12 protein-coding genes are annotated in these 13,263 nt (G+C 40.6%); 11 read left to right on the top strand and 1 reads right to left on the bottom strand.

Features of this window, described 5'->3' with window-relative positions; all coding sequences use genetic code 11:
* Window positions 1-213: 213 nt before the first annotated feature.
* From rpsA to sufB, 9 genes are all read left to right on the top strand, one after another.
* Window positions 214-1,416 (top strand): 30S ribosomal protein S1, encoded by a 1,203-nt coding sequence (rpsA, locus tag ADG81_RS00760; protein WP_001001630.1) that lies wholly within the window; start codon window positions 214-216, stop codon window positions 1,414-1,416.
* Between the two features lie 85 nt (window positions 1,417-1,501).
* Entirely contained in the window at window positions 1,502-1,999 is a 498-nt protein-coding gene (locus ADG81_RS00755) for a GAF domain-containing protein (RefSeq protein WP_049550615.1), read from the top strand.
* Complete coding sequence (gene dnaX / locus ADG81_RS00750; RefSeq protein ID WP_049550614.1) at window positions 1,999-3,654, top strand: DNA polymerase III subunit gamma/tau; 1,656 nt, start codon at window positions 1,999-2,001, stop codon at window positions 3,652-3,654. Before ADG81_RS00755 ends, dnaX begins: the two co-directional genes overlap by 1 nt.
* Window positions 3,655-3,681: 27 nt before the next feature.
* Complete coding sequence (locus ADG81_RS00745; protein ID WP_001081602.1) at window positions 3,682-3,876, top strand: DUF3272 domain-containing protein; 195 nt, start codon at window positions 3,682-3,684, stop codon at window positions 3,874-3,876.
* A gap of 149 nt (window positions 3,877-4,025) precedes the next feature.
* The gene (gene sufC / locus ADG81_RS00740) at window positions 4,026-4,796 is read left to right on the top strand and encodes a Fe-S cluster assembly ATPase SufC (RefSeq protein ID WP_000114489.1); all 771 of its coding nucleotides are present in this window, start codon (window positions 4,026-4,028) and stop codon (window positions 4,794-4,796) included.
* A gap of 27 nt (window positions 4,797-4,823) precedes the next feature.
* Window positions 4,824-6,086: a Fe-S cluster assembly protein SufD gene (sufD, locus tag ADG81_RS00735; RefSeq protein ID WP_049550613.1), complete on the top strand. Its 1,263-nt coding sequence runs from the start codon at window positions 4,824-4,826 to the stop codon at window positions 6,084-6,086.
* A 10-nt stretch (window positions 6,087-6,096) separates the two neighbouring features.
* Complete coding sequence (locus ADG81_RS00730) at window positions 6,097-7,323, top strand: cysteine desulfurase (protein WP_049550612.1); 1,227 nt, start codon at window positions 6,097-6,099, stop codon at window positions 7,321-7,323.
* Window positions 7,310-7,750, top strand: a complete 441-nt coding sequence (sufU, locus tag ADG81_RS00725; RefSeq protein WP_049550611.1) for a Fe-S cluster assembly sulfur transfer protein SufU — start codon at window positions 7,310-7,312, stop codon at window positions 7,748-7,750. Before ADG81_RS00730 ends, sufU begins: the two co-directional genes overlap by 14 nt.
* Before the next feature lie 57 nt (window positions 7,751-7,807).
* Window positions 7,808-9,220: a Fe-S cluster assembly protein SufB gene (gene sufB / locus ADG81_RS00720; protein WP_049550610.1), complete on the top strand. Its 1,413-nt coding sequence runs from the start codon at window positions 7,808-7,810 to the stop codon at window positions 9,218-9,220.
* Between the two features lie 82 nt (window positions 9,221-9,302).
* Here the strand turns inward: sufB and pbp3 are convergent, their stop codons facing one another.
* On the bottom strand, window positions 9,303-10,544 hold the full coding sequence (gene pbp3 / locus ADG81_RS00715) for a D-alanyl-D-alanine carboxypeptidase PBP3 (RefSeq protein ID WP_049550609.1): 1,242 nt from the start codon (window positions 10,542-10,544) through the stop codon (window positions 9,303-9,305).
* Between the two features lie 102 nt (window positions 10,545-10,646).
* Between pbp3 and ADG81_RS00710 the strand changes: the two genes are divergently transcribed.
* Together ADG81_RS00710 and tuf are read left to right on the top strand one after the other, a co-directional pair.
* Entirely contained in the window at window positions 10,647-11,756 is a 1,110-nt protein-coding gene (locus ADG81_RS00710) for an AI-2E family transporter (RefSeq protein ID WP_049550608.1), read from the top strand.
* Window positions 11,757-11,961: 205 nt separating this feature from the next.
* Complete coding sequence (gene tuf / locus ADG81_RS00705) at window positions 11,962-13,158, top strand: elongation factor Tu (RefSeq protein WP_001040721.1); 1,197 nt, start codon at window positions 11,962-11,964, stop codon at window positions 13,156-13,158.
* Window positions 13,159-13,263: the final 105 nt, after the last annotated feature.

Raw genomic sequence — 13,263 nt, 5'->3', positions numbered from 1 at the left:
AGGCAAGGGACTTTGACTCCCTCATGCGTTGGTTCGAATCCAGCTACCCCAGTTCTTAGGTAATGTTCAAGATAAAAAGCAAAATATCTTAGGGTATTTTATTTTTATAATTGAAAGACGTGAACGATATGAACATGTCCTTGCGGGTGCTTAGGAAAAAAATTATAAGTATGTCAAGTTTAAGAAAAACTTGATTGTTGGAGGATTTTTTAGATGAACGAATTTGAAGATTTGCTAAATAGCGTTAGCCAAGTTGAGACTGGTGATGTTGTTAGTGCTGAAGTATTGACAGTTGATGCGACTCAAGCTAACGTTGCAATCTCTGGAACTGGTGTTGAAGGTGTCTTGACTCTTCGCGAATTGACAAACGATCGCGATGCAGATATCAATGACTTTGTTAAAGTAGGAGAAGTATTGGATGTTCTTGTACTTCGTCAAGTAGTTGGTAAAGATACTGATACAGTTACATACCTTGTATCTAAAAAACGCCTTGAAGCTCGCAAAGCATGGGACAAACTTGTTGGTCGCGAAGAAGAAGTTGTTACTGTTAAAGGAACTCGTGCCGTTAAAGGTGGACTTTCAGTAGAATTTGAAGGTGTTCGTGGATTTATCCCAGCTTCAATGTTGGATACTCGTTTCGTACGTAACACTGAGCGTTTTGTAGGTCAAGAATTTGATGCTAAAATCAAAGAAGTTGACGCTAAAGAAAACCGCTTCATCCTTTCACGTCGTGAAGTTGTTGAAGCAGCTACAGCAGCAGCTCGCGCTGAAGTATTCGGTAAATTGGCTGTTGGTGATGTAGTAACTGGTAAAGTTGCACGTATCACAAGTTTTGGTGCTTTCATCGACCTTGGTGGTGTTGACGGATTGGTTCACTTGACTGAATTGTCACATGAACGTAACGTATCACCAAAATCAGTTGTAACTGTTGGTGAAGAAATTGAAGTGAAAATCCTTGATCTTAACGAAGAAGAAGGACGTGTATCACTTTCACTTAAAGCAACAACACCTGGACCATGGGATGGCGTTGAGCAAAAATTGGCTAAAGGTGATGTAGTAGAAGGAACAGTTAAACGTTTGACTGACTTCGGTGCATTTGTTGAAGTATTGCCAGGTATCGATGGACTTGTTCACGTATCACAAATTTCACACAAACGTATTGAAAATCCAAAAGAAGCTCTTAAAGTTGGTCAAGAAGTTAAAGTTAAAGTTCTTGAAGTTAATGCAGATGCAGAGCGCGTATCACTTTCTATCAAAGCTCTTGAAGAGCGTCCAGCTCAAGAAGAAGGACAAAAAGAAGAAAAACGTGCTGCTCGTCCACGTCGTCCAAAACGTCAAGAAAAACGTGATTTCGAACTTCCAGAAACACAAACAGGATTCTCAATGGCTGACTTGTTCGGTGATATCGAACTTTAATCAAATTGAAAATTCACAAAATCCTTTGTTTACTAAACAAGGGATTTTTCTTTTGTCTGTAAGCCTTTTTTGATATAATAGTCCTATGTTAGAATCAGAAAAACAATCACGTTATCAAATCTTAAATGAAGAGCTCTCTTTTTTATTGGATGGTGAAACCAATGTTTTGGCTAATCTTTCCAACGCCAGTGCTCTTCTAAAATCACGCTTCCCTAATACCGTATTTGCAGGCTTTTATCTGTTCGATGGAAAGGAATTGGTTCTAGGTCCTTTCCAAGGAAGTGTTTCCTGCATCCGTATTGCACTGGGCAAGGGTGTTTGTGGGGAGGCAGCTCACTTTCAGGAAACTGTTCTAGTTGGTGATGTAACGACCTATCCCAACTATATTGCTTGTGATAGCCGAGCTAAAAGTGAAATTGTTGTGCCGATGGTAAAGAATGGTCAATTACTTGGGGTTCTGGATCTGGATTCTTCAGAGATTGATGATTATGATGCTATGGATCGAGATTATTTGGAACAATTTGTCGCTATTTTGCTTGAAAAGACAGAATGGGACTTTACAATGTTTGGGGAGAAAGCCTAATGTATCAAGCACTTTATCGAAAATATAGAAGTCAAAACTTCTCTCAGTTGGTTGGTCAAGAAGTTGTGGCTAAGACTCTTAAGCAGGCAGTGGAGCAAGAGAAAATAAGTCACGCTTATCTTTTTTCTGGTCCTCGTGGAACGGGAAAAACCAGTGTGGCTAAGATCTTTGCCAAGGCTATGAACTGTCCTAATCAAGTGGGTGGTGAACCTTGTAATAACTGCTATATTTGTCAAGCAGTGACGGATGGTAGTTTAGAAGATGTCATCGAAATGGATGCAGCCTCTAATAATGGGGTCGATGAAATCCGTGAAATTCGTGATAAATCTACCTACGCCCCTAGTCTTGCTCGTTATAAGGTTTATATCATAGATGAGGTTCACATGCTGTCTACAGGGGCCTTTAATGCCCTCTTAAAGACGCTGGAAGAGCCAACACAGAATGTGGTCTTTATTTTGGCCACTACTGAATTGCACAAGATTCCTGCCACTATTCTATCCCGTGTGCAACGTTTTGAGTTTAAATCAATTAAGACACAGGATATTAAAGAACATATCCACTATATCTTAGAAAAAGAAAATATCAGTTCTGAACCAGAGGCTGTGGAAATTATTGCCAGACGGGCTGAAGGTGGGATGCGGGATGCCTTGTCTATTTTGGATCAAGCCCTGAGTTTGACGCAGGGAAATGAATTGACGACTGCCATCTCTGAAGAAATTACTGGCACCATTAGTCTATCAGCCTTGGATGATTATGTGGCTGCCTTGTCTCAACAGGATGTTCCCAAGGCCCTAGCGTGCTTAAATCTTCTCTTTGATAATGGTAAGAGCATGACTCGTTTTGTGACTGATCTTTTGCACTATTTAAGAGATTTGTTAATTGTTCAAACAGGGGGAGAAAATACTCACCATAGTTCAGTCTTTGTAGAGAATTTGGCACTTCCTCAAGAAAATTTGTTTGAAATGATTCGTTTGGCGACAGTCAGTTTAGCAGATATTAAGTCTAGCTTGCAGCCTAAGATTTATGCTGAGATGATGACCATCCGTTTGGCGGAGATTAAGCCCGAACCAGCTCTTTCTGGTGCAGTTGAACATGAAATTGCTTCGCTGAGACAAGAAGTGACACGTCTCAAACAAGAACTCGCAAATGCAGGAACTATACCCAAGTCAACTAGTCCAGAACGTACCCGTCCAGCAGCGAGCAAGACCGTCTATCGTGTGGATCGCAATAAGGTTCAATCAATCCTACAAGAGGCCGTTGAAAATCCAGATTTAGCACGTCAAAATCTGATTCGCTTGCAGAATGCCTGGGGAGAAGTGATTGAAAGTCTTGGAGGCCCTGATAAGGCTTTGCTGGTTGGTTCTCAACCGGTTGCGGCCAATGAGCACCATGCTATTCTTGCTTTTGAGTCTAACTTTAATGCTGGTCAAACAATGAAACGAGACAATCTCAACACTATGTTTGGCAACATCCTCAGTCAGGCAGCAGGTTTTTCACCTGAGATTTTAGCTATTTCCATGGAGGAATGGAAAGAAGTTCGCGCAGCCTTTTCAGCCAAAGCTAAATCTACTCAAACTGAAAAAGAAGCAGAAGAAAGTCTGATCCCAGAAGGATTTGAATTTTTGGCTGATAAAGTGAAGGTAGAGGAAGACTAAAGAAAGATTTCATGATACAATAAGTTTATGAATAGACAACAATTTATTATCATCGCACTGTTTACAGCTGCTGAGACCTATTTTTTCAATGAAGCCTGGATGACTGGTCGCTATATTATGGCAGCCTTTTGGGCCATTTTGCTCTTTAGAAATTTTCGAGTCAGTTACTTGATGGGGAAAATAGTAGATGTCATTGACCAGCACTTGAAAGGAAAAGACTAGTCCTCAGCTTCTAGACAAAATCAAAGCCTTTTAGGCTTTTTTTTGTTATACTATAAAAGTATATTTATTGACCTTTTACCGTATTTTCTAGGGAAATTAAGTATGTTTCTAGTAAGTTCTGTAAAGGCCAGAAAAAGAAAGGAACTATCATGTCAGTATTAGAGATCAAAGATCTTCACGTTGAGATTGAAGGAAAAGAAATTTTAAAAGGGGTTAACCTGACCCTGAAAACAGGCGAAATCGCCGCTATCATGGGACCAAATGGTACTGGTAAATCGACTCTTTCTGCCGCTATCATGGGAAATCCTAACTATGAGGTTACCAAAGGTGAAGTCTTGTTTGATGGCGTAAACATTCTTGAGTTAGAAGTGGACGAGCGTGCGCGTATGGGACTTTTCCTTGCTATGCAATATCCATCAGAAATTCCTGGAATTACCAACGCTGAGTTTCTTCGTGCAGCTATGAATGCTGGTAAAGAAGACGATGAGAAGATTTCAGTTCGTGAGTTTATCACTAAATTGGATGAGAAGATGGAATTGCTCAACATGAAAGAAGAAATGGCTGAGCGTTACCTCAACGAAGGTTTCTCTGGTGGTGAGAAAAAACGTAATGAGATTCTTCAACTTTTGATGTTGGAGCCAACATTTGCCCTTTTGGATGAGATTGACTCTGGTCTTGATATTGACGCTCTTAAAGTTGTGTCTAAGGGTGTTAATGCCATGCGTGGTGAAGGCTTTGGTGCTATGATTATCACTCACTACCAACGTCTTTTGAACTACATCACACCAGACGTGGTACACGTGATGATGGAAGGGCGTGTTGTCCTTTCAGGTGGTCCAGAATTGGCTGCACGTTTGGAACGTGAAGGATACGCAAAACTAGCTGAAGAACTTGGCTACGACTACAAGGAAGAATTGTAATTCCCTCGTATCTTTTAGGAGAAGTAAATGACTAAAGAAAATATTAAACTTTTTTCAGAAATGCACGCTGAACCAAGCTGGTTGGCTGACCTCCGTCAAAAAGCTTTTGATAAGATTGAGAGTTTAGAGTTACCAGTTATTGAGCGTGTCAAATTCCACCGTTGGAATCTGGGTGATGGAACGATTACAGAAAGTGAGCCATCAGCAAATGTTCCAGATTTCACAGCTCTAGATAATCACTTGAGGTTGGTACAAGTAGGAACTCAAACTGTTTTTGAGCAAATTCCAGTTGAATTGGCTGAACAGGGTGTCGTCTTTACAGACTTCCACTCAGCTTTAGAAGAAATTCCAGAGCTGATCGAAGAATTCTTCATGTCATCTGTTAAGTATGACGATGACAAGTTGGCAGCCTACCATACAGCTTATTTCAATAGTGGTGCTGTTCTCTATATTCCTGATAACGTTGAGATTAAAGAACCAATCGAAGGAATTTTCTATCAAGACAGCGATAGTGATGTGCCGTTTAACAAGCATATTATGATTATCGCTGGTAAGAACAGTAAGATTAGTTATCTGGAGCGTTTAGAGTCACGTGGTGGAGGTAGTGCTAAGGCAACTGCAAATATCACAGTTGAAGTGATTGCACGTTCTGGTGCGCAAGTCAAGTTTGCTGCGATTGACCGTCTAGGTGAAAACGTCACTGCTTACATTAGCCGTCGTGGTAAATTAGGCAACGATGCAAGCATTGACTGGGCAATCGGTGTCATGAACGAAGGGAACGTCGTTGCGGACTTTGATAGCGACTTGATTGGTAACGGTAGCCATGCTGACCTGAAAGTTGTAGCTCTTTCAAGTGGCCGTCAGGTACAAGGGATTGATACCCGAGTAACTAACTATGGTTGCAACTCAATCGGGAATATCCTTCAACATGGGGTTATTCTTGAAAAAGCAACCTTGACCTTCAATGGTATTGGCCACATTATCAAGGGTGCCAAGGGAGCAGATGCCCAACAAGAAAGTCGTGTTCTCATGCTTTCAGACCAAGCGCGTTCAGATGCTAATCCAATTCTTTTGATTGATGAAAATGACGTAACTGCAGGACATGCGGCTTCTATCGGTCAGGTAGATCCAGAAGATATGTACTACCTCATGAGCCGTGGTCTGGATAAAGCAACTGCAGAACGCTTGGTTGTTCGTGGTTTCCTTGGATCTGTTATCGTTGTGATTCCAGTCAAGGAAGTTCGTGATGAAATGATTGCAACTATCGAAGAAAAATTGTCAAAACGCTAAGGGGTAGCCTATGTTAGATGTAGAAGCGATTCGCAAGGATTTTCCAATTTTAGACCAGATTGTTAATGATGAACCATTGGTTTATTTGGACAATGCTGCGACGACACAAAAACCACTAGCAGTTCTGGAGACGATTAACCGCTACTATGAGCAGGACAATGCCAATGTTCACCGTGGGGTTCATACCTTGGCTGAACGAGCAACAGCATCTTATGAAGCAGCTCGTGAAACCATTCGTAAGTTTATCAATGCAGGCTCAATAAAGGAAGTTCTCTTCACTAGAGGAACGACGACCAGTCTGAACTGGGTAGCGCGCTTTGCAGAGGAAGTCTTGACTGAGGGAGACCAGGTTTTGATTTCTGTCATGGAACACCATTCCAACATCATTCCTTGGCAGGAAGCCTGCCGTAAGACTGGAGCGGAGCTTGTCTATGTTTATCTCAAGGATGGAACCTTGGATATGGATGACTTGCGAGTTAAATTGACTGATAAGGTGAAATTTGTCTCCCTAGCTCATGCCTCAAATGTTCTGGGTGTGGTCAGTCCGATCAAAGAAATCACTCAAATGGCCCACCAAGTGGGAGCCATCATGGTGGTGGATGGTGCTCAGTCTACTCCTCATATGAAGATTGATGTTCAGGACTTGGATGTGGACTTCTTTGCCTTTTCAGGTCACAAGATGGCTGGTCCGACTGGTATCGGTGTTCTTTACGGTAAAGAAAAGTATCTGGAGCAAATGTCACCAGTTGAATTTGGCGGCGAAATGATTGACTTCGTTTATGAACAATCTGCTAGTTGGAAGGAATTACCTTGGAAATTCGAGGCAGGAACTCCCAATATGGCAGGTGCAATCGGACTTGCTGCGGCAGTAGATTATCTTGAAAAGATTGGTATGGATGCGATTGAAGCCCATGAACAGGAACTGATTGCATACGTCTATCCAAAACTGCAGGCGATTGAAGGATTGACCATTTATGGTTCGCAGGACTTGGCTCAACGTTCGGGTGTCATTGCCTTTAACCTAGGTGACCTTCATCCGCACGACCTTGCGACTGCTTTGGATTATGAAGGAGTGGCTGTTCGTGCAGGTCACCATTGTGCGCAACCTTTGCTCCAGTATTTGGATGTCCCAGCAACAGCTCGCGCAAGTTTTTATATTTACAATACCAAGGCAGATTGCGACAAGCTAGTCGATGCCTTACAAAAGACAAAGGAGTTTTTCAATGGCACTTTCTAAACTAGATAGCCTTTATATGGCAGTGGTAGCAGACCATTCGAAAAATCCACATCATCAAGGGAAGTTAGAAGACGCTGAACAAATCAGTCTCAATAATCCGACCTGTGGAGATGTCATCAATCTCTCTGTCAAGTTTGATGCAGAAGACCGCTTGGAGGATATCGCTTTTCTAAACTCAGGTTGCACCATCTCGACTGCCTCTGCAAGCATGATGACAGATGCCGTTTTAGGAAAAACCAAACAAGAAATATTAGAACTTGCGACCATTTTTTCTGAAATGGTTCAAGGGCAAAAAGATGAACGTCAAGACAAACTTGGCGATGCAGCCTTCTTGTCAGGTGTTGCCAAATTCCCTCAACGAATTAAGTGTGCAACCCTAGCTTGGAATGCCCTGAAGAAAACAATTGAAAATCAAGAAAATCAGTAAGACAAGTTTCTTTTGTCTTATGAATCAGTAGAAATGAAGAATGAAAGAAAGGATATTATGGCTGAAGAAAGAGTAGAACCAAAACCAATTGACCTTGGTGAATATAAATTTGGTTTCCATGATGATGTAGAGCCTGTCCTATCGACAGGAAAAGGATTGAATGAAGATGTCATTCGTGAACTATCAGATGCAAAGGGAGAACCTGAGTGGATGTTAGAATTCCGTTTGAAGTCTTATGAAACTTTCAAAAAAATGCCCATGCAAACTTGGGGAGCAGACTTGTCGGAGATTGATTTTGATGATTTGATTTACTACCAAAAACCATCTGACAAACCAGCCCGTTCATGGGACGAAGTTCCTGAAAAAATCAAAGAAACCTTTGAACGTATCGGGATTCCAGAAGCTGAGCGTGCTTATTTAGCTGGTGCCTCTGCCCAGTATGAGTCAGAAGTGGTTTACCACAATATGAAGGAAGAGTTCCAAAAATTGGGGATTATCTTTACAGATACAGATTCTGCCCTCAAGGAATACCCAGACTTGTTTAAACAATACTTTGCGAAGTTGGTACCGCCAACAGATAACAAATTAGCTGCCCTCAACTCGGCAGTATGGTCAGGTGGAACCTTTATCTACGTACCAAAAGGGATCAAGGTAGATATTCCACTTCAAACTTACTTCCGTATCAATAACGAAAATACTGGTCAGTTTGAACGTACCTTGATTATCGTTGATGAGGGAGCAAGTGTCCACTATGTAGAAGGATGTACAGCACCAACTTATTCAAGTAACAGCTTGCATGCGGCCATTGTAGAAATCTTTGCCTTGGATGGAGCTTATATGCGTTATACGACTATCCAAAACTGGTCTGATAACGTCTATAACTTGGTAACAAAGCGTGCTAAGGCTCAAAAGGATGCCACTGTTGAGTGGATTGATGGTAACTTGGGTGCCAAAACAACCATGAAATACCCATCTGTTTACCTAGATGGAGAAGGGGCGCGTGGTACCATGCTCTCTATTGCCTTTGCCAATGCTGGACAACACCAAGATACGGGTGCTAAGATGATCCACAACGCTCCACATACAAGCTCGTCTATCGTGTCTAAATCCATCGCTAAAGGTGGAGGAAAGGTTGACTATCGTGGACAAGTAACCTTTAATAAAAACTCTAAGAAATCTGTTTCTCACATTGAGTGTGATACCATTATCATGGATGACTTGTCAGCATCAGATACCATTCCGTTTAATGAAATTCACAACTCACAAGTCGCTTTGGAACACGAAGCTAAGGTATCTAAGATTTCAGAAGAGCAACTCTATTACCTCATGAGCCGTGGATTGTCAGAATCTGAGGCAACTGAGATGATTGTTATGGGATTTGTAGAACCATTTACAAAAGAGCTTCCAATGGAATATGCAGTTGAGCTGAACCGTTTGATTAGCTATGAAATGGAAGGATCAGTTGGGTAAAATTTGTTTTTATATTTACCCATAATCAAGGATTTTGAAGATGAACTTGTAACAAAAAATCGCGGTTTAAAATCGCGATTTTTTATAATTTTTCGTTGATGAAGCGGATAAACTGATTCCACCAAACTTTTAAGAAGAAGGCTTTTTCAACTTTCTTTTCTGCTACCATTTCAAAACTAGGACGTTCTGTGGTGATGTAACCTTGACCAATCAAGTCCTTGTCTTCATAAGTCAAATGTCCAACCACAGTTCCGGCTTCAAGTGGTGCTGGTATTGCCTTAGAATCAGGTGTGAATTGAATAGTTTGGGACGATTGTCCCCCAACACGTTCAATAAGAGTGATATCATCTTTGGCAACGGCAGTGACCGCATCTTCTTTTCCATCTTGTACAGGAGCTTTACTATCTTGGTAGGCATCGCCTTTTTGAACGATTTTACGAAGCGTGAATGTAGAAGAGATATAATCCATTAGTGACGATGTAGCTGTGAAGCGAGCGTAAGGATTATTGTCTTGATGGTCTGCATTCAAAACAACTGTGATAACCCTCATCCCTTTTTCGACAGTAGTACCAACAAAAGATTCTCCAGCTTTGTCTGTTGTTCCTGTCTTAAGGCCATCAAAACCACCGCGATAAGCAGGCATACCTTCTAACATGTAGTTGGTAGAAGTGATTGTCATTCCAGCAAAAGTAGAAGAAGGTTTTTTCGTGATTTCCAAGACTTGTGGGTATTTTTTGATGAGATTGCGAGCAACGATAGCGACATCATAAGCACTGAGCTTGTTTTCATCATCTTTTTTAGATCCTGGGTAAATGTTATCCCCTAAAGTCTCATTGTTAAGACCCGTCGTATTGACAACAGTGGCATCCTGAATGCCCCATTCCAAGAGCTTTGCCCTCATCATATCGACGAAATCTTTTTCTGAGCCAGCAATTTTTTCAGCTAACGCAATAGCTGCACTGTTAGCACTGGATACTAGGGTTGCTTCCAGTAGTTGTTCGACGGTATAATTACGAGCCTCCATAGGAACGTTACTCGCTTCAGAATTTGTCGTTAATTTGTAAGGATAATCAGAGATATCTACCGGAGTTGATAGTGTAATACTGCCGTTTTCTAAGGCTTCATAGACAAGATAAACAGTAATCAATTTTGTGATTGAAGCAATTTCAACTGGCTGGGTTGCATCTTTCTCATAGAGAATTTTACCAGTATTCGCCTCAACGGCAATTGCATGTTTAGCAGCAATATTAAAATCTTGAGCAGCAACAGTCGATGCTGATCCAATAACGGAAAGGCTTAGGAGAGTTAAAATTATTTTTTTCATAGTAAGTTTATTCTATCATAAAGAAAAAAATATTCCCAGTTTCATGATATAAGAAAGAAGCTTTTTTGAAAGTGTGGTAAAATAGATAAATGGAGGTACCTCATGTTTCGTAAGAATAAATTATTTTTTTGGACCAGTGAGATTTTACTATTAACCATTATCTTTTATTTATGGAGAGAGATGGGAGCGATTATTACACCTTTTGTAAGCGTTGCAAACACTATAATGATTCCCTTTCTTTTAGGTGGTTTTTTATATTATTTGACCAATCCTATTGTAAATTTTTTACAAAAGTATTTCAAAATTAACCGTATCATTGGTATTCTACTAACCTTGTGCGCCTTGGTTTGGGGGCTAGTTATTGGGGTCGTCTATCTCTTACCGATTTTGATTAATCAGCTGACAAGTTTGATTGCTACAAGTCAGACAATCTACAGTCGTCTGCAAGATTTGATTATCGATTTATCCACTTATCCAGCCTTTCAAAATTTAGATATTCAAGCGACTATTCAACAGTTAAATCTCTCTTATGTAGATATTCTACAGAATATCCTAAATAGTGTAACGAATAGTGTTGGAAGTGTCTTATCTGCGCTCTTTAGTACTGTTTTGATTATTATCATGACACCTGTATTTTTAATTTATTTTTTGTTAGATGGCCACAAATTCTTGCCGATGCTTGAGCGTACTGTTTTAAAGCGAGATAAGTTGCATATTACAGGTCTTTTAAAAAATTTGAATGCTACAATCGCTCGATATATTAGTGGAGTTGCCATTGATGCGATTATTATTGGTTGTTTGGCTTTTATCGGGTATAGCGTAATCGGTTTGAAATACGCTTTGGTCTTCGCTATCTTTTCAGGATTAGCCAATCTCATTCCTTATGTAGGCCCAAGTATTGGTTTGATTCCGATGATTATCGCCAATGTCTTTACTGATCCTCATAGAATGCTGATTGCAGTTGTTTATATGTTGATTATTCAACAAGTAGATGGAAATATTCTCTACCCTCGTATCGTAGGTGGTGTGATGAAAGTCCATCCAATTACGATTTTAGTATTGCTTTTGTTATCAAGTAATATCTATGGTGTCATTGGTATGATTGTCGCAGTACCAACCTATTCTATCTTAAAAGAAATTTCTAAGTTTTTATCACGTTTGTATGAAAATCATAAAATAATGAAAGAACGAGAAAGACAATTAGCTAAGTAAAAGTCAGGATATTCCTGATTTTCTTTTTCATTAAAGAAGTGATAGGAGTAGAAATACCGTTTAGATTGGCAGATTAAGAATAATTCACAAAAACTTTGTAAAACACTTGCAATTTAGCTGAAATTTGATAAAATAGTAAGGAAAGTTAGACTGTATTGCCTACTGTCTATCTATAAAATATATTTTATTGGAGGCTTTTACTCAAATGGCAAAAGAAAAATACGATCGTAGTAAACCACACGTTAACATTGGTACTATCGGACACGTTGACCACGGTAAAACTACTTTGACAGCAGCTATCACAACTGTTTTGGCACGTCGCTTGCCTTCAGCTGTTAACCAACCTAAAGACTATGCGTCTATCGATGCTGCTCCAGAAGAACGCGAACGCGGTATCACAATCAACACTGCGCACGTTGAGTACGAAACTGAAAAACGTCACTACGCTCACATCGACGCTCCAGGACACGCGGACTACGTTAAAAACATGATCACTGGTGCCGCTCAAATGGACGGAGCTATCCTTGTAGTAGCTTCAACTGACGGACCAATGCCACAAACTCGTGAGCACATCCTTCTTTCACGTCAGGTTGGTGTTAAACACCTTATCGTCTTCATGAACAAAGTTGACTTGGTTGACGACGAAGAATTGCTTGAATTGGTTGAAATGGAAATCCGTGACCTATTGTCAGAATACGACTTCCCAGGTGACGATCTTCCAGTTATCCAAGGTTCAGCTCTTAAAGCCCTTGAAGGTGACACTAAATACGAAGACATCGTTATGGAATTGATGAACACAGTTGATGAGTACATTCCAGAACCAGAACGTGACACTGACAAACCATTGCTTCTTCCAGTCGAAGACGTATTCTCAATCACTGGACGTGGTACAGTTGCTTCAGGACGTATCGACCGTGGTATCGTTAAAGTCAACGACGAAATCGAAATCGTTGGTATCAAAGAAGAAACTCAAAAAGCAGTTGTTACTGGTGTTGAAATGTTCCGTAAACAACTTGACGAAGGTCTTGCCGGAGATAACGTAGGTGTCCTTCTTCGTGGTGTTCAACGTGATGAAATCGAACGTGGACAAGTTATTGCTAAACCAGGTTCAATCAACCCACACACTAAATTCAAAGGTGAAGTTTACATCCTTACTAAAGAAGAAGGTGGACGTCACACTCCATTCTTCAACAACTACCGTCCACAATTCTACTTCCGTACTACTGACGTTACAGGTTCAATCGAACTTCCAGCAGGTACTGAAATGGTAATGCCTGGTGATAACGTGACAATCGACGTTGAGTTGATCCACCCAATCGCCGTAGAACAAGGTACTACATTCTCTATCCGTGAGGGTGGACGTACTGTTGGTTCAGGTATGGTTACAGAAATCGAAGCTTAATTCGATTTAGTTCCCAGAAGAACAATTATTTAAGTCAGACACTAAAAGAATCGGCTCTTTGTCAACTGTAGTGGGTTGAATAAAAGCTAAAACCGAGAAAGGACA

Origin of the sequence: Streptococcus pseudopneumoniae, assembly GCF_001070815.1 — a bacterium.
GTDB lineage: Bacteria > Bacillota > Bacilli > Lactobacillales > Streptococcaceae > Streptococcus > Streptococcus pseudopneumoniae_P.
This window is presented reverse-complemented; position numbering and strand designations above follow the sequence as displayed.

What these genes read in the sequence shown, in the direction of transcription:
- rpsA (WP_001001630.1), top strand. Translation starts at nt 214, where the DNA reads ATGAACGAATTTGAAGATTTGCTAAATAGCGTTAGCCAAGTTGAGACT.
- ADG81_RS00755 (WP_049550615.1), top strand. Translation starts at nt 1,502, where the DNA reads ATGTTAGAATCAGAAAAACAATCACGTTATCAAATCTTAAATGAAGAG.
- dnaX (WP_049550614.1), top strand. Translation starts at nt 1,999, where the DNA reads ATGTATCAAGCACTTTATCGAAAATATAGAAGTCAAAACTTCTCTCAG.
- ADG81_RS00745 (WP_001081602.1), top strand. Translation starts at nt 3,682, where the DNA reads ATGAATAGACAACAATTTATTATCATCGCACTGTTTACAGCTGCTGAG.
- sufC (WP_000114489.1), top strand. Translation starts at nt 4,026, where the DNA reads ATGTCAGTATTAGAGATCAAAGATCTTCACGTTGAGATTGAAGGAAAA.
- sufD (WP_049550613.1), top strand. Translation starts at nt 4,824, where the DNA reads ATGACTAAAGAAAATATTAAACTTTTTTCAGAAATGCACGCTGAACCA.
- ADG81_RS00730 (WP_049550612.1), top strand. Translation starts at nt 6,097, where the DNA reads ATGTTAGATGTAGAAGCGATTCGCAAGGATTTTCCAATTTTAGACCAG.
- sufU (WP_049550611.1), top strand. Translation starts at nt 7,310, where the DNA reads ATGGCACTTTCTAAACTAGATAGCCTTTATATGGCAGTGGTAGCAGAC.
- sufB (WP_049550610.1), top strand. Translation starts at nt 7,808, where the DNA reads ATGGCTGAAGAAAGAGTAGAACCAAAACCAATTGACCTTGGTGAATAT.
- pbp3 (WP_049550609.1), bottom strand. Translation starts at nt 10,544, where the DNA reads ATGAAAAAAATAATTTTAACTCTCCTAAGCCTTTCCGTTATTGGATCA.
- ADG81_RS00710 (WP_049550608.1), top strand. Translation starts at nt 10,647, where the DNA reads ATGTTTCGTAAGAATAAATTATTTTTTTGGACCAGTGAGATTTTACTA.
- tuf (WP_001040721.1), top strand. Translation starts at nt 11,962, where the DNA reads ATGGCAAAAGAAAAATACGATCGTAGTAAACCACACGTTAACATTGGT.